The sequence below is a fragment of the Limnohabitans simekii (SeqCode) genome (assembly GCF_965234735.1).
GTDB classification, from domain to species: Bacteria; Pseudomonadota; Gammaproteobacteria; order Burkholderiales; family Burkholderiaceae_C; genus Limnohabitans; species Limnohabitans simekii.
In genome coordinates this window covers 280908-298601 of sequence record NZ_OZ248540.1, presented here as the reverse complement: position 1 = coordinate 298601, position 17694 = coordinate 280908, and the positions used below count along the sequence as shown (strand labels likewise).

Sequence of the window (17694 nt, the reverse complement as noted above, 5' to 3'; positions counted from 1 at the left end):
GAACGGATAGGTCGTCAGCTGATACCTAAGGAAGCTACTGACCACTCGGTCTGTGAAGGCGATGGGGTTTAGTGGCATGATGAACTAGCTCATTGAGGGTTTAACAAAGCACTTATGACACCTCACTGCGTCACATGTACGTTCGGGGGTTTCAGGGCGAGTGGCGGGACAAATACTCCCTTGACCGATTGGTACTGTATGTTGCCAGCGATGATGCTCTAAGAAGTTGATTTCAGAGCCGGGATCAACCTCACCACCGAATGCCGAAAAAACTCTTCTGGCAAACGCAGGAATCCAATTCTCGCGGTCCATGCTGGATCCATCGAGCGTGAAATTTACTACGAATAATTTGGGATCAAATAGCATTGCCTTCTTGTGGCGGCTGTAAACTACACACTGCACTTTACCCAAAGAAATTCTTACCACTTCTGCCGCAAGCGCGTTGGCTAACTTTGTGTAGGCAGCCGCATCACCTACATGGGCAAACCGAATAAAAGCAGGTCGTTTGTAGTCAGCTGGAAGGAGAGCAAGCTCGTTAAGTGAATTTCTAACTGCTCGCTGAATATCCTTTTGGAAAAACTTAATGCATGAAAGACGATCGTTTGACGATAATTCTGAAAACCATAACCCAACTGCACCATTAAGTGCTCCACGGATTACCGAGTTGGGCGCAGCGTCCAAGACGTCATGCGCATAGCACGCAGAAGCACAAAGGGCCGTCGGTTGACAACTGGCCAGTGGGAAACGCAGACTCGTCCCCTGTTTTTTACTTGCGCCAAACATGGCTCCACCAAGAAATGGAGTGGGGTCCTTTGTGATACGGAGTTGAGCGAGACAGGCTTTAATGATGGTTCGCTCAATCTTTACCCGAAATGGAAATACCGCAGAGTTGGCTCGCAGACTTAATCCAGGTTCAGTTCCCCTGCCTCTGGAAATTGCGCAAACAGTAAAATATAAATCTAATGCATCAGATAATTGTCGGCGGATTGAAGATGTGCTAAGGTCTCCTGAAATTTGTAGAGATCTTGGCGGATAGTTCTCCGCTCTGGTTACGCGATCCTCACGCTCCGACGCTGTTAGCATTCTTCCCATAATATTTAAAGCACCTTGATGAATTCTTCAGCTATAACTTTGGCTAAAGGAGGAGGAACAGCATTAGCGATTTGCATATATTGGGAAGTAGTGCCGCCATTAAATACGATGTTGTCTGGGAACCCCTGCGCTCTTGCGCATTCACGAATGCTAATTACACGATCAGCTTCTGGGTGAAACACCCTACCCCAATAAGGATGAGCTTGAGTAAGGACTGTATTAAATATTCCATCCCACCAAAGTCTCCCAAATCGATTGGCATATCGATCATCGCCATGCCTCAACAGGTTCGCTGGTTTAAGATGCTCCGGCAAATCGAGCCAGCCGACTTTAGAGTTTTTAGCAAGAGCTTGGCAACGCTCGAGATTAACTTCGTCGAGTTTCTTACAGCCGTTGTTTGCAACCTTCTTCATAAGCCCTCTCATAGACTTTGCATATGCCGATGAAGCAGGTGCGGAGTAATAAAGAACGCTTTTGGGATCACCGCCATTTTCGAGAATTGGAAGATCTCGAATCGCATCGCCAACAGTAACCATAGGCAGCAAATTATCGAATAACGTTCCATCCATATCAGGTTTCACTACATTCGCGCGAAACTCAGTCGCACCGAAAATAGTGGATCTTTGAAAGCGATACAACGGCTTAGGAAGCTCAGGTAAGAGTTCTCCCTTCTTGACTGCCATAACAAATACTCGCCAGCGATTCTGAGGCAAACCGTAGTAGCCAGCTTGCAGAATCCCCAACTTTGTCACATATCCACAATCTTCTAGCGCCTTAAAGATTGCCCGAGGCGTCTTACCCCCTTCAAAAGCAAGCATTCCTGGCACGTTCTCAATCAACACCCCTCGCGGTTGCAGAAGAGACACAATATCTAGGTAAACTTCCACTAAATTGTTGCGCGGATCATCTTTACGCCTGCGAGGGTTGTAGCCACTAAACCCTTGGCATGGTGGCCCCCCAACGAGAAGATCGACCTCGCCTTTCTTTGGATAACCGTACATCCCATCAGCAGCATTTTTATAAAACACTTCGACAGATTCAATGTGGACCTTGGTTTCTGGATGCGATGCGGCATAAGTCGCAGCAGCTGAGGGATCAATCTCATTGGCCCAACCAACTTTAAAACCTGCCTGCAAAAACCCCAGAGTGAGTCCTCCACAACCAGCAAAAAGATCGCAAATAACAGGTGATTTTTTTTTCTCTTTCATTGAAAAGTCTCAGGTTGTATTTCTCCTATTGCGTTTTCGCTAAGAGCGCCATTCCACAATGGGGTCTCAAATAATTGTTTTCGATGCCTCTCAACTTCTAGCCATGACTCCGCAGGAGTTTGTTTTATATACTCAATCTCGGCATTAAACCCCTCTGCAGTAAATATCTCTTGAGCATGATTTGGTAGGTGCCATCCTTGATTAGGCTCTAAACCAGTCATTGCATTCACTGCCTCAGCAATTGATTCGCCATTTGAAATCCGATCGGTCAGATCAATAAAAGCCTGCAAACAAAGCGTCGTATGACGGATCGGCGCTGGCATATCCTCATCAACACGCCAAAAACCCTTCGGATCCAGTTGCCTGCGAGACTCGCGATTACGATAGAAATCTGTAGGGTGCGAGCAGTCTTTAAGCAACCAGCGCAAATCCTCGACCGAAAGACCATAAGCGTGAGCCACCACCGCATCAATGACTGCCCTGCGCCGCTGATTTTCCGCCACAGATTTCACCCACCAAGCATGCCATGTATGTTTAGATCTCAGTTCCACTGGAACCGCCTTAAGCCATTCGTTAACAAACCAAGGGCTACGACCGCAAAGACCTAAAACAAAGCGATCGAAAGCGTCCGTCCAGTGTGGGGCATTGGATGGGGGCAACGGGAGTTCCTGGACATAGAACCAATTGATGGTAGCTTGGCTGATCTTCAATCTAAGCGCAGCGTCTGCCACAAAGCTCCCCAAACAAGCCAGAAATGCCAACTGGCTTCCATTTTTTGGCGAGAGGATAGGTACCTTGTTTCCGTTCGGAAACGGCGGTAACAAAGCCGGTACCAAAGTTCTTCGGTTGGTGTTAGCACCGATATCGCGGAAGCCAATCCGAGGAAGAGTTCCTCTTGGAAGAAAATTAAGAGGTATCAAAAAATAGCCGATAGGGAATGACGCATCAACTGCGGACTCTTGCCAATTGGCTCTACCCCGACCAGCTGCATCTGACCGATACCGAAAATCGAATTGCCAGAGCATGACTCCCTGATAAAGCGGCACAGCAACTGCAGGATGAACTACGGCCCTTTCCACCTTTCTGCCTGAGCCCGGTACTGATACCTTGATTCTGGTCTCAGCGGAAGCAACGCGTTTTGGCGTTATCTGACTCAAGCCGTAAAGATCGGTTATTGCATCGGGACCAAGCCCATCAGATGACCATTCTCCCTTTATCCACCGACCATAACAGTCAGGCTTATAACCTTCAGTTTCCCAACGTGCTCGATTAGGAAAGAACCTAGAGTCATTCGTTAAGTCAAATTCACGCGCGTAGGAAGGCGCCCACGCGAAGCCGTCCTGGGAATCAAGAAGACAGTTAGCAGCATCGTAAGCCTTGTTTAACCACGCAATATCACCCTTGCCACGAACTTCCATCAAAGAATCATTCAGAGGGCTGTAATTCAGTATTTCTTCACGCCGATAAGGTGCGCTAATTGTTTCCGCATTACCAACTGCCCAATCAGAGAGCTCATGCCGCATCGAGGCACAGCGAATAGATACGGTGATCGAGCTTTTTTGTGACACTAGTACGTCAAATTTGTAGCTACGGTGAATTGGGAACAACTTCCTTCTATTTTCAAATGTAAAACACCACTCCCACGAGCATTTGTCGCGCATCAAAACCCTTAAAGTCTGAGTGCCCTTATCTGTATGAATTCCAGATGGGACGACCTGACCAAATCGACCTTCGGTTCGTAACAATGCATGAACTTGTTCAAGAAAGCATTTGTAAAGATTGACGTCGCCACCTCCCTGGTAAAGGAAGGGATGTTTGGGATCAGATGCGGCGAAAGAATTGACGAGTGCTCTCGATGAAGCCCAAACATCATGCAGTCCGTCGTTTCCGCGGCCAAATGAAAGATCCCTTGACCCCCCCTGGGCCGCCCCCGATCGACGATCGCCAAACGGCGAGCCCGCAAATCTCATCCAATTTCCAAACGATTTAAAGGCAGCGTTGTAATCAAGCCAGCGTCTCTCATCAGCTTTCGCGCCACGAAATATGTCCCTTTGCGCTTCCAAGGCATCTTGTTTCCCATAGATGCGAAACAAGGGGTCAAGGTTGGAAAAGAATTCCTTACTATTAGGCTTAGCGATATCCCAAGGTGGATTTCCAATGATTGCATCAAAACCACCTCGAGGCCCATTGAAGACGTCTGGAAACTCAAGTTCCCAATGAAAGAACCGGTTTTCGTTAGAGCATTGGCGAACGATGGCCTTAACGTCCTCTGTATTCAATCGGAATGAGGACGGCAAAGGAGCGGCGTCAATCTGGTCCACTGGCCAAAACCACAATGAGCACCAGAGGTCAAACGAATCACGAAGATTATTGAAATCGGCGTCAGTCAATAGATCACGATAAAGATTAGCTCTTTTTTCAGTTGCATGTATTGGCAAAGCGTGCAACGAATCTAATTTATCTCGAATTTTATGGTGCAGTTCGGATGGCAGTTCCCTGGAAACTGCTGCAAAAAGTTGCCCTTGTCCCTGTATGGTATCCGTCAAATCCGGGATGACATTTCCTTTTAGAAACCGCTCTATCTTGGCAGTCTCAAGGCCGACTGGGAAGTTGATACTTGTGGAATGGTTTTTGTCTCCAGCCTCTCTAGCAAAGGCCATTGGGGGATAATGTTCATAACGGTCATACCAGCAACCGACCAAAGAATTGCCACACTTGATCTTGTGATTAAGGAAGGTGAACGGGAGGTCTTGATCCAGCGTCTCGACCCAAATTGACAGGCGGCAGAGCTCTACGGCCAACGGGTCAAAATCCACCCCGTAGATACATCGTTCCGCCACATGGCGCTTAAGCCGACCTCGAAGCCTCGCTTCGTAGGTCTCGTCATCCGGCAAGCAAGGCAGATATTCATCGGCAATCGATTCACCAGTATCGGATTGGCCGAAGAAGCTGACTGCCGTGCGATGGTCACTTGTCAGTGTGATCCTTTCGTGAAAATGTACGGAATCGTATAGAGCCTGAGTAAGGAAACGTAAAGCGCCTACGGGAAAGGTCCCGCTGCCACAAGCGATATCGCAGACTTTTAGAGCGAGAATTTCCTCAGGCTTGCTTGGCGTCCACTCGCTGAGCATGGCATCGCGGTTTTCGGTGCCGTCAGCATTCAATGGAGCGACGTAAGCAAGAGGTGCAAGGGTACGATGGATCAGCGGACCCGATAGGCCTGGGCGTGTATAAAAAGCTCCAGAGCCTTTGCGAGTGCCGCCCCATCGTACGAGGTAGCGTTTGCCTGGGAAGTGCACATCGCGGGCGAAGATGATTGCTTTTTTCTCAATGTCACTGCGATAAGCAGCCTCTTTTTCCGGAGTCATGGTACCGCGTGGTTTAGCGACCAGCTTTCCCTGCTCAACCATTCGACGTAGGAAGTTGGTGACCCGTTCACCAAGACCATAAACGTCACTGTTACTGATAATTACTTCCTCTTCATGAGAGGGGTCATCAATAGACTCGTCTTCATTCTCTGCGTCCGCGACTTCTTCTTCTTCTTCGGGTTCCTCTTGCTCTTCCTCCTCTGCATCGGATGCCTTTACCTTGCTGTCCTTTGCAAACTTTGCAAGCAATTCGGCGAGCTGGGCGTCAGTCATTGCCTCGAGTCGGGAAAGTGGCAGGGCGGGACGGTTGCCAATCGGCAGGATGATGACCGCATCGCCCTCAGGCACTAGCTTGAGTTCGTAATCAAGCAGCCCTTCGTAGAGAATTCCGATGTATTCGCTAGAAAGATCGGAGAAATCGACTGGCACCGGAACATTGATCGTGCCCAGACCGCTGCGGATTCGCTCTATGGTGCGAGTGAGGTGTTCAAGAATTGAACTCATCACCTTGTCGGGGACACCATGAGAATCATCCTTGAAACAGGCATTCTCAAAGATCCAGATTGCACGGCGGAGGCCATCGGTCGATTCGAGCAAACCGGGCTGAAATAGCTCTCCTCCATAGCCTGGCACTAGGAGGTCCGGGTGAGCGGAGCCGTCATGCACTAAGCGAAAAAGTGCTAGTAATCGAGGCCATGCGGACTGTGAAGACGAGAGCTTCTGAGCGCGAGCGATCTTGCGCAGGTCGTCCTGAAGCCCTCGCAAGCCGTAACTGGCGTGGTACACGGCGTTGTCCACTGGAAGCAATCCCCTGGCCTCAGCAAAGAGAACAACCACGAGACGCATTACCACGCGAACCGCGCCACGGTATAGCTCGGCGGGAGGGATATCGATTCCATGCTTGTCGATGGCAGTCTGATGTGCGTCGATTAGTTTCTCGACTGCCAGACGGACACGCTCACCGAGCGAAGCAGAAAGATCTGCCTGCCCTTTGCGGCTATCCTCAATGGCTTGGAGAAGGAGTGGTTTCCCATTTGGCTTGAAAGAAGTCCATACGCGAGGATCGAGAAGAGAGACAATGGCGTGAAGTTGAACAGATGACGCACCGTCCTCAAACCAAAGATCACTGTCCGACTCGCACCAAGCCTCGTAGTCCAGCCCTGCATGCAAGAGGCGCCACTGGCGGCCATTGGTGAGGACCGCCAGCTTCTCGGGCCCAGACCTCATCCAGCCCAATACCTTGCTGACAACCCTACGGCCTTTGCCGAGTCCAAGGGTCTTCGATTCCTTGTCGATAAAGACGGGGAGTGTGCAGCCGTGGGAGTCTGTCCAAAGGCGATCAGGTCGAAGAGCGTTTCCTTCGCGGTCACGCCGGGTCCAGGAGGCATCGACTTGCGGACCTTTTTTCCAGCCCTCGCGAAATCCACAAACCACTGACAACACGAAATCGATCAGCTCCAAAGACGAGTCTTTGGTCTGGCTATGACCCAACTCCAATGTGCGTCTGAGCCCGTCGACGATCTCAAATGGAATGGTGGGAGACGCCGCGGGGTAAAGTTCCGCGAGGCGTTTGCGGTCGAGGAGCAGGCCTGAGTGACGAAGGCTATTCCACCAACCGAATGAATCGAACCCTTGATTCATCGGGCTACACCATTTGCCGCAAAGCGGACTTCAAGTGTCACTGGAAATACAGCGACATCCGAACCCAGCGCGTAGCGCTTTGGAATAACTCGGTCGATTACCCGCTCCCGTTCCTTTTCTAGCGCAGCCCGCATCTCCGCAAGATGACGGGTGCGGAGTTCGATCTCTTCGGTCTTACGAGCGATCGCAATCCTAAGCTCATCTTCGTGCTCTTGCTGCTGAAAAAGCCGACCTTGGCGGTCATTTCGCAGCTCTTCGATTTCTCTTTCAAGTCTTTGCACGGTGTTATTTTGGATGAGCTCAGACAATTCACCAGCACGGCTCTGAAAGCTCTTTGCAGCTTCATCGCGGGCAGATTTTTGGTCGGACTTAAGTTGGTCCGCAAGTTGTTTTTGCAAATCCACCCGATAAGTTTGTATCCATGACTCGATCTGCTTACGGTGATCAAGAATCAAATCAGTGGCGAAGGCAACATCATCATCGATGGATGGTTCACACCCAATAGACCATGCGACGGCGGGTTGTTCCGGGAGAGGTGAGCCAAGAGCATTATTTTTAATTGGAAAAGCGATTGTTCTGACCCAGTGATGGAAGGTCTCCCTAAGGTTGTTAACCCCGAGTTCCTCAATATTCAAGAGGATCAGAGCATCTGTGCCCGCAGGCAAATGAGAACGCCTAACGGCCCAGCGGCTGATGCTTTCATGACCTGGATAACGGGAGCGGACAAGTCGTTGAAGCCCCTGCCTCATCATGGGATGAGCAAGGTGCACAAAAACTGTATCTGGACGGTTTTTAAAGACTTGGAGTTCACCTGCTGGTATGACGAAAGAATCTGCGCTGAAAGCGAGGTCCCGCAACGCTCCCAAGGCCCCCGAATGGGTCTTCCCGCGAACGGATTGGTCGATCGACTCCTTCCAACCGGGGGCGTCTTCCCTACGCAACTTCCAAGCCCCGGGCGCAGCCCCTACTCTTGAGACACGATCAAGTTGCGGCCGACCAAGTCCTCCCCATGCGAGAGCGGTATCGAGAGTGTCGCGCAGGGTATCAGCGCTCAAATCAATAGCCGCTGTTAGAGGGGCAAGTGGATCCGAATCAGTGACCACGGACTCATCGGCATCGACGTGGCAAAGCTCCTTAGCGGCATCGACTTGATGAAACATTTCGTTGGCGACAACATTCGTATCTTCGCCCAAAATCAATCGACGACGAAGACCTGCATCAAAAACTTCACCGCATGAGCCCAAGTCCTCCCGCACCTGATCCACCTTCTCGATGACCTTGGCGAGAAATCGTAGGTCGGCACTTTGCTCAGAGGTGAAGTGGAAAACCTCCACGTCTCGGCCTTGGCCGTGGCGGTCAAGTCTTCCGATGCGTTGCTCAAGGCGCATTGGATTCCACGGGCAGTCGAAATGCAACATATAGCGAGCCGTCTGCTGAAGGTTGAGACCTTCGGAGGCAGCGTCAGTGGCAACCAGAACTCGCACTTCAGCTGATGAATCATTGAAGGCGTCTTTAACGGCACGGCGCTCCCCATCGTCCATGCCACCAAAGAGCGAGAGGAAGCGGGCACTGTCCCCATAGTGGTCGCGGAGTCGGCGGAGCAGGTAGTCAAGGGTGGTCTTAAATTCAGTGAATAAAATCAGGCGTTCGTCGCTCTTCCACTTTTTGCCGTCTAGAAGGAGGCGGTCGATCAGGGCGATCGTTTCTGAGAGTTTTTTATCCTCTCGAGGATTGATCGAGACCGCAGGAGTGGCATCTCGACCGAGTCCCATTTTTTCAAGCGCCTGGTCCATCGCTGCGATCTCGTCGCCAATCAAGCCACTCAGATTAAGTAACCATGCCCCGACAACATGAGATGCAACGGCCTCTCGGGCCGCCGTTTCAGCATCGCTCGCAGTATCCTCCTTGGATGCCTTACCGGCCTTCTCGACATCTCGATCACTAGCCGGATCCGAAGCAGCAAACGCTTCACGCGAGCGCCACCATGAGTCCGCAAACGCCACCGAGCAACTAATCAGTCGCTTGCCGAAAATCTCGACAGCAAACGACCCGGCGAGCTGCCGACTGCGTCCTTCTTTCGCAACAGCAATGTGAATGGCTTTGCGAAACCTCTCGAAGACTTGAAAAAGATTTTCCTCATGCTTTCCTAAATTTAGATTCACTGCACTTGGTGGAAGTCTTCGGCAAAAACGCTGAACTTTGTAGAGCTCGTTAATTCGGCGCTTAAGTCGGCGGACCATCACATGTTTCACTCGCTCCTTGGCGGATGAAGTCAGCTCTGAACTTTGCGTAAATCGCACCGGGTCGAGCATCTCCAGTAAGCCGGTAAAACTGCGTGTTCTGCCATTGTGTGGCGTAGCGCTCAAAAAGAGGCGGTGTTCACACAGCGGCAAAATATCGCGAATTGAGCGGCAAAGATCGCTATCTTCCCCAAAAGCCGAGGGCATAGAGTTGTGGCACTCGTCCACAATGATCAGGTCCCAAGGCAAGCGGGAAGAACCCTCGGGCATGCGACTCGCGCTCATAAACAGTTCAAGAATATCGGGTTGCTTAAGATAGTGGTAGGAAGCAATGACCCGATCGTGGACTCTCCACGGGTTCGCATCGATCCCCACTTCTTTGCGGAGTTTTTGAGTGTTTTCTCGGTCGACCACTTCGAATTGCAGAGAAAATTTCTCTTGCATTTCGTCCTGCCACTGGTCGCGCAAAGAGGCGGGAGTGAGTATGAGAATACGCCCGATCCGTCTCCGATTGAGCAGTTCAGAAACAATGAGACCTGCCTCTATCGTCTTACCAAGACCAACATCATCAGCCAGAAGAAGAGCCACGCGTGGCATCGCCAAGGCTTTGTAAAGGGGAACTAATTGGTAGTCCTCAACGCGCACTGCGCCCATTAATGGCGAACAAACCGGCAGGCGGACTAGCGGTCCTTCTTGGTCGGGATCGATGTAAGGCATGGTGGCGGTCCATCTAGCGGAACGAACAACCGCATCGAAGTCCTGAGTATCCATAGGGGCTTGGCCTGTATCAGGGAGACGACTTGGATGTTGGCAAATGGCGTACGGTTCCAGTTCCCAAACTAGTCTTTCACCATGCGGCAGCAAGTCGTCTTTGTATTCAATATTCACCAGATGGGTTCGCCCCCCCTCTCGAGCATCGTGCGGCGAAACGGCTACTACTACACCGAGGCGGTTACGGACGGTGGCGAACATTCCGATTAGCGGTAAATCAAACGATGCAGTGGCCATTAGCTTTTTAATCAATACCAAAAGTTACTCAATTTACCAGCTAATTAGCTCACGCCTGAGAGCCTCCTGCACCCTATGCTGAATTTAGACGTCCAGCGCTCTAAAGTAACCATGAAATAAATACTGATCCAATTAAGAATTGCTCATGAAATGTAGGTATTATTAATTCACTTTTTAATTTACTTGTAGCCGCATCGTTACCGACGATTTTGCGGCGACATGAATGTAGCGTTCGGGGGCGCAAGTTATTATGATTGTTTTGTGTTTTGACTAGCAACACGAACAACTGCACCCAAAGCATGAAGGCGGCTTTCATCAGTCGACCCTAGCGCATCGTCAAGTACCAACGCAACACCCCGGTCCTTGACCATCTTCACCGCCACGAGCTTGAACTCCCGGCTGAATTTCGTTCTCGTATCCGTAAACAGCCTCCAGTTTCATTTAACACCTTAACAAAGTGTCTTTGAAACCGGCAGCAGCCCAGTTATGAAAACAGGAAATATCTCAAGTGAATATGTCAAAAAGCTTTCTGCCTCATAGAATTTTTCCTTGATTTAATTTCTAATTTCTAACAGGCTCATCTCTTGACCCTCCCAAGCTCTAAGCTGGCTCCACATACCCAGGAGCATTAATGGAAGAAGTACTCAACGAACAAAGCTTAGACGAACACATATGGTCCATACTTGCCTGTAGCGAGAATGCACATGACTTGTTGCACTATGTACATCATGCCCAAAACCGCGATGGCCGACATGAGCTAGCCTTGGATGCTGCCCAATACTACTGGGGCAACAACTGCCAAGCATCACTCATGATTGGGGTTAGCCATTCACTTGTCAAGCAAGCTGAAGCAGGCAATACCATTGCCATGTATCACTTAGGACGCTGGCATCGCTTGGGCTACAAAACACAGTGGATTGAACGTGATGAGTTGTATTGGTATGTACAGGGCAGGCTTTTGGGCGATGGCCGCTGCACCACGCATTTAGCCAAGATAAAGGCCAGAAGCGATGTGCCTGCAGCTATTACCCTTTTGCATGAAGCCATAGATCAAGGCTATTTACCCGCCTACTGCTACCTGGCAGACCACGAACCACAAAACCACGACTTGCACCTTCAAACTGCAGCCAACAGCGGCGACCCCTTTAGCATGTATTGCTATGGCTACCACTTAATGGGAGTCGCTCAAACCAAGGAAGAGCGTGAGTCGCACATAGATTGGATCAAACGCGCGGCCACTGCAGGAGAGTCAGCTGCAAGCTTGTACCTTGGACTGATGTTTTTGTATGGCAAAGATGGCTTTGATGCAGATCGTGAAACCGCATATGAATGGTTTCGCCTTGGTGCTAAGTACGGCAATGCCAAATGCTTGGGTGCGTTGGGTCGGGAACTGTTGAACCAGTCCCCAGAAACCGCTGAAGAAGGCAAACGTCTGCTGATGCACTCTGCCATGCTGGGCGATGTATATGCCCAAAGCACCTTAGGCTTTCATCAGCTTTGGAAGGGGCAGTCCCCCGAAGAGCAAGCGCTTGGCGTGGAGTGGCTGACTGCAGCTGCTCAACAAGACCACAAATACGCCATCTACAACGTTGGTGAAGCTCATTTACGCGGCAAAGGAACGCCACAGAATACGCCTGAGGCTGTCAGTTGGTATGAAAAAGGTATTGCATTGGGAAGTGCTGATTGCCAAGCGGCCATGGGTTACTTGTACTTCATGGGCAGAGGTGTGCCAGAAGACGAAACCAAAGCCCACGAGCTATTTCAACTTGCTAGCCTGCAAGGCGACACCTGGGGCACTTACCTGCTAGGTCTAACCTACGCTGGCGGTCATGGCGTTACCAAGGACTTGAAAGTTGCCTTGGACTGTTTTTTGCAAGCTGCTGAAAAGAACGATCCCTCATCGACTTTCAAAGTAGGCAGAGCTTTCCTCCTGGGTGAAGGCATCGAAAAAAACAAAGGTGCTGCAGTCAAATGGCTGCGCCAAGCCGCCAGACTGGGCAGTAGCGATGCCCATGTATACCTTGGCCTGATGTTGGTTTATGGGGATGGCGTGGAAGAAAACCCCACCGAAGCTGCAAAGTGGTTCCGTAAAGCGGCAGACGACAACGACCCTCGTGCCCTTCGCGAACTCGGTTTGCTTTATGCAGAAGGCAAAGGGGTTGCTAAAGATATGGCTGAAGCACAGCGCCTGATGGCCACTGCAGCAAGCCTAAACGACGATGAAGCCAAAGAGTGGCTTGACGAGCACTGCCCACAAAAACCTGATTGGTTGGTGAAACTGCGCACAGGAGAAAGCGAATGACGATAGACGTACAGCGCAGAATCAAGCAGCGCCAAAGGATTGTGATTTTCAGTATTGGTTTGTTGATGTTGTTGTATGTAGCAAGTATGAATCCGAACTTGCCTCGTGAATGGACAGGTATGGGGGTTAAGAAGCAAGTTCTTTCATTGACTTCGACCGAAGGTTATCCAGATACACAAGAGGCTGGGATTCATGCTGCCCAAAAAGATATCAAATCAGGAAAACCCAAATTTATGCAGTTTGGACTTATTGATACTAATACCCACCAAAACTTTATTCCCAATAAAGTGGAATACCGATTAGGAGGCTGTGTTTTTGGGGGCCAGGCTATCAGTTTTGGCAGGGCTACAACGCTGAAATCATTCGCCAAGGTTTAGTTAAGGGCTAGGCGGCAATCTAAATCCCGAAATCTTCATCCGAATGTGGGTCAGACTGAAGGCTCCATCTGTATGCTGAGTTAATGTGCTTAGCTCCCTCCTTGGACAGGTACTGTGCTTTAGGCTTTTTGCCGACCCGACCTAAATCCAATCGGTCAGCATCCCAGCAAGTTTGAATAGTAGGGTCAGCATGGATGCCGCCATCACTGTGAAACGTCATGGCATGACACAGCTTTTCAATTTGTTCTTCACTAAGTTGAAAGAATTTTCCGTTCAGCTCTTTGGCATAGCTTGCTGCCCTGCTACCGTGCTCAGGATCGTCATATTCATTCAAGCGCTTGCTGTCGTGTAAAAAAGCAAACAATTCAACAATAAGCAAGTCCGCTCCGGTTGCCCGTCCAATCATGAGTGCGTGATAACGAACTCGAGCCCAATGGCCGGGGCCGTGAACGCCTTGGCGGTCAACTTTGAATTGCTTCAAAACCGCTTTCAACAACCCTTTTCTGTCAAAAACCAATGTGCTCATCTCAGTACCTGAATCGTGCTGGCCCACTGTAGTTCATCGTAATCAGTTGCCCAACCACCCCAGACAATGTCGTATCGGACTTTCCAGCATGGGTAAGCGCTTTAGATGCCGCATCCATATCCCCCACTTCTCTACATAATTCAGCCACCTCCAGCCAAGGTGGGCCGTAGCCGTCTTCCAGTAAATGAGCCAACTTCAGCATATTTTCTTTCTGCTCATAGCTGGCTTCATATGGCGGCAACGTATCTGGGTTTGCTTCCTTGTGTTGACGATAGACCTCTCGAAACGGATCGTTTAGGTATTGCCACATGCGTCTGCGAGCAATGATCTGCATCTCGCGATTTACTGAGCACTTTTCAATAACGTCATGCATATCAGCGTCTGCCACGTAGGAAGTTGGAAGGGGCATAGTGTCCTCAGCTGCTTGGACTTCCTCATCGGTTCGGATGTCGTAATTAAGCAGGTAATCACCAAGGGTAGGCTTTCCCCAAAAACGGCTCCACCAATTGCTCTTGGTCTTTTGCCAGCCCTTTGGTGCGCGAGGTTTGTAGGGTGTTTTAGGAATGGTTTGGATGTGGTCGCACATGTGAAGCAAGAAATACTGGCCACAAGTACAGCGCCTCAACCCTCCATCTCCCCCAAACAAGCTGCCAACACGCCTACCGTCTGTCCAGAACTCAAGAGCAGTCAGGTTGATAGATCCATATGCAGGAGTGCTGTACTGCGTCTTGCAACACGGGGTTTCGATTACGCGCGTGCCACTGATCCTGGTCATGAGAGTTCTACATAGGGGCTATTCTTCATGTAATAAATTCCAAGTCGTATGACAAATTCTTAGACCTACATTCAGGGCAAAAAATAACTTTCTCTCGCTCGAACTTACCACCACATTCACAAATCAAACTGCTTTTATATTCTGTGGCCTTACCTGGACCACCTGATTGGATAGCAGCAAAACTACCGCATGCTTGACATTGAAACCCTGCTGTACTGCTATCTCTGCCGTGCGTAAAAGAAGTAATGGATTCGCTATTCGTGCAATCTTTACAAGTGATAGAGCCGTAACCGCCTAAGTAATGAAACCAAAGACCTTGCGATCGTTTATCTTCAAATGCTTGATCTTCCTCTTTTGTTTTCCTCTGCGCTTTCATAATGCCGAAAATAAACACTGGCCAAAGCAGAACAAATCCAGCAGTGATGATTGCCTTAAAAATCCAAAGCTTCAATTCAGACGGCGGCTCTCGCTCAAGATAGGCGTCTAACAAAGACGAGCCTCTGATCCGATCTACCTCAACAGTAATGTCCTTACCCGCTGGCCCAATAGTTGCTAGAAGGGTTCCGACAAAAAAGTAAATAACAAGCGCGATTTCAAACAAGTTAGTCATAGGAAGATGTTTTTCAAGTTATTGCGTTGAGTGTCATGTAATAGATTTAGTTCAAATACGCTGGAGGCTTGGCTTTTTGTAAATCAATCAAACCGAGCACTTCACAAAGCCCAAAAATCATGTCGTTCATTTCAAATTCATTTGCATTGATGGAATGAACATCGCCAAATTCTTCTTTGGCTTCTTTGATGATGAGAGTGGCACTCAATTTTTCATCCGTGAAACATTTCATGAAATCGGGCATGAGCTTGGCGAAATGCTCAAGTGCCTCGGCATCCATGCCCTGCATCGCTGTGTTGATTTGTTCCAGAAGAATTTTATTTTTCATTTTTACCTTAGTATTGTTTGCTCACTCTAGATGGATTCAGGCTCACTGAATGAGCCTGAAAATTTATTAGTTATTACGAAAATGCTTATTTGCATATCTTTTACCCATAGTTATTACTTTTCCGTCAACTGAACTTTGTACCAAATAGCACCTCAAGTATTCAGACATCCTTGCCACAGGTTGTCGACCAACATGTCTTTCAAGATGTCTTACGCATTTCTTGGAAAAATAACGGATGACTCCACCGTGGCCATCAAATTTTTCATCCCCAAAATCTAAAAGCCAATCAGAGACTAGGGGCGGTATTCCACGTTGTTGCTGACGTATTGCCGCATGATCTGTAAAGCTTCTATTCATTGTCTACTCCATTTAAACAAACACTAGAAGGCTTGTGTGTTCGTTTTGTTTGATATAAATGCCTTCAGCTATATAGACACAACACATTGAAAAGTGTCAGGGAGTTTCGGACTTTTTTTAATTACTTTGGATAAAGAAAGGCTGGGGTATACCCAGCCAAATCCAACTAACCTATATAACTGGACTAACTCAGTGTCACGCGTAAGAGGAGTGAACCATCTCGCGTGCACTAAAAACAGGAGAAGTAATCGCTTCTTTGTATGCCCTAGCCTTTTCTTGGCTGATTGATTCACGAATACGATCTAACTCGTCATCAACTGTTTCACCAAAAACTAGCTTAGCGATAACGACCATCAATTCAAAGAACAGTACAAGGCTAAGAAACAAGCCCCATGCTACAAATGCAGCGGTATTGCTTGATGTGTAGTCATGCAAAGCCTTAATTCGTGACAACAGGCCAGCTTGTGAAGCAGTTTGACTAGATTCGCGAGCCTCATCAATTTGCCGATTCATTTTTTCTGTAAGAGCCTCGTATTTTTCTTGCTCACGCAAATAATCTTTACGCAAAATATCAGCTTGACGAGCTAATTCACGGTACACAGGTCCAACACTGCGCAAACGGCTGCCACACGTTCCATTTGCTTCACAGTTTGCAACCTCTTGTGCACGTTGCCAGTCTCCTTTTTTACGCTCCATCGTATCAACAAGAGAGGCTGATGCGTTCTTGTAGTCTTGATGAATTCTTACCTGAGCGTTGATGTGTAACTGTTCTGCAATTTCTCGATCAAATATGACCAAGTCAACAGTTGACGCACCAAGCACGGCAATCACAAGGCCAATTACCAATCGTAAAGCGTTTACAAAGTAGTTCTTAGGAGTAGCAAGCACGATACGCTCGACCAGGTAAATCGCCATCGCGCAAAAGAAAGCAATGCATAGTGACATTAGGATTTCAATATGAAAAATTCTGCTTGAAATTACGTAACCAGTTACAGCCCATAAGAGCACAGGGATATGAATCGCCAGCGCAAATGCAGTTAAGCGTTTATGCGTAGATGGGTGAAATTTTTGAACTTTTTCATATTTCTCACCCACTACAAAGCAAAGGTATTTTGATACTGACATTTTGAATTCTCTTTCTTAAATATGTTCAAACTCAATTGCTTCACGGACACCCTTACCAAAACCGATTTGATAGGAGTTCAAAGCCTCAAGTACCCAACCTTTACCATTTTCAGCAAGTGTGATTTGTTCAAATAGAAGAACCATATCTTTTTGGACGCTTTCTTTTGCATAGTCAAGCATTGAGCTTGTTACATCACACAAGCCAATAGTTTCTAGTGACTTTAGATGAAGCTTCTGGTGCTTAACCTTATTGCGCTCGTAAAGCTCATGTAAGATGTTTTGGAACTCTGAAACAATACTTTTTTTACCTAGCTCAAGAGAGCTCTGTGTTCGATAGACTGACCCGTTATGGCGACCAAGTCCAAAGTGGTTTTGCTTAAAAAACTCTTTGATCTCAGTGCTATCGAGAACACCTAAGTGCTTAGGGGTAGTAACCTGTGAAGCATCATCCTGATCTGTCAAACCTGCAGGCTGAATCAAAGGATTGGCTAAAGGTAACTTGATCACGTTGCTAAGCGCATCTTGCCCTTGTGCTGCTTGCTCGTGACTCTCGTGTGGCTGAACAACGGACTCAAATTGGTCTCGGTTATTCCAGAATCTTAATTTCTTGAGGTTCATATCTTTTCCTATTGGGTTGAGCACTTCATCCACAGTGCATTTCATAGACGACACAAGTTGAAAAAGGTCAGGAATTGCTAATTTTTAATACTTTAGCAACAAATAGTTTGGATTTCTAT

General features: G+C 48.5%; 12 protein-coding genes. 2 read left to right on the top strand and 10 right to left on the bottom strand.

What is annotated here, in order from left to right; translation table 11 throughout:
- Nucleotides 1–84: 84 nt before the first annotated feature.
- The 4 genes from AC8GFP_RS01485 to drmD all read right to left on the bottom strand — a co-directional run bounded on the left by AC8GFP_RS01485 (nt 85) and on the right by drmD (nt 10578).
- Complete coding sequence (locus AC8GFP_RS01485) at nt 85–681, bottom strand: hypothetical protein (RefSeq protein WP_506609561.1); 597 nt, start codon at nt 679–681, stop codon at nt 85–87.
- Between the two features lie 416 nt (nt 682–1097).
- Complete coding sequence (locus AC8GFP_RS01480; RefSeq protein WP_506609559.1) at nt 1098–2300, bottom strand: DNA cytosine methyltransferase; 1203 nt, start codon at nt 2298–2300, stop codon at nt 1098–1100.
- On the bottom strand, nt 2297–7309 hold the full coding sequence (locus tag AC8GFP_RS01475) for an Eco57I restriction-modification methylase domain-containing protein (protein WP_506609557.1): 5013 nt from the start codon (nt 7307–7309) through the stop codon (nt 2297–2299). Before AC8GFP_RS01475 ends, AC8GFP_RS01480 begins: the two co-directional genes overlap by 4 nt.
- Entirely contained in the window at nt 7306–10578 is a 3273-nt protein-coding gene (drmD, locus tag AC8GFP_RS01470) for a DISARM system SNF2-like helicase DrmD (RefSeq protein WP_506609555.1), read from the bottom strand. Before drmD ends, AC8GFP_RS01475 begins: the two co-directional genes overlap by 4 nt.
- Before the next feature lie 610 nt (nt 10579–11188).
- Between drmD and AC8GFP_RS01465 the strand changes: the two genes are divergently transcribed.
- Both AC8GFP_RS01465 and AC8GFP_RS01460 read left to right on the top strand, forming a co-directional pair.
- On the top strand, nt 11189–12859 hold the full coding sequence (locus tag AC8GFP_RS01465) for a tetratricopeptide repeat protein (protein WP_506609553.1): 1671 nt from the start codon (nt 11189–11191) through the stop codon (nt 12857–12859).
- Nucleotides 12856–13236, top strand: a complete 381-nt coding sequence (locus AC8GFP_RS01460; RefSeq protein WP_506609550.1) for a hypothetical protein — start codon at nt 12856–12858, stop codon at nt 13234–13236. Before AC8GFP_RS01465 ends, AC8GFP_RS01460 begins: the two co-directional genes overlap by 4 nt.
- Before the next feature lie 19 nt (nt 13237–13255).
- On the opposite strand, the gene AC8GFP_RS01455 is transcribed toward AC8GFP_RS01460, so the two are convergent.
- The 6 genes from AC8GFP_RS01455 to AC8GFP_RS01430 form a co-directional block, all read right to left on the bottom strand.
- Entirely contained in the window at nt 13256–13762 is a 507-nt protein-coding gene (locus tag AC8GFP_RS01455) for an HD domain-containing protein (RefSeq protein ID WP_506609549.1), read from the bottom strand.
- Nucleotide 13763: 1 nt separating this feature from the next.
- The gene (locus tag AC8GFP_RS01450; RefSeq protein WP_506609547.1) at nt 13764–14348 is read right to left on the bottom strand and encodes a hypothetical protein; all 585 of its coding nucleotides are present in this window, start codon (nt 14346–14348) and stop codon (nt 13764–13766) included.
- Nucleotides 14349–14562: 214 nt separating this feature from the next.
- Nucleotides 14563–15147: a hypothetical protein gene (locus tag AC8GFP_RS01445; protein ID WP_506609545.1), complete on the bottom strand. Its 585-nt coding sequence runs from the start codon at nt 15145–15147 to the stop codon at nt 14563–14565.
- A gap of 46 nt (nt 15148–15193) precedes the next feature.
- Complete coding sequence (locus AC8GFP_RS01440; protein ID WP_506609543.1) at nt 15194–15475, bottom strand: hypothetical protein; 282 nt, start codon at nt 15473–15475, stop codon at nt 15194–15196.
- Between the two features lie 552 nt (nt 15476–16027).
- Complete coding sequence (locus AC8GFP_RS01435; RefSeq protein WP_506609542.1) at nt 16028–16957, bottom strand: DUF4407 domain-containing protein; 930 nt, start codon at nt 16955–16957, stop codon at nt 16028–16030.
- A gap of 15 nt (nt 16958–16972) precedes the next feature.
- Entirely contained in the window at nt 16973–17620 is a 648-nt protein-coding gene (locus tag AC8GFP_RS01430) for a hypothetical protein (RefSeq protein WP_506609540.1), read from the bottom strand.
- Between the last annotated feature and the right edge of the window lie 74 nt (nt 17621–17694).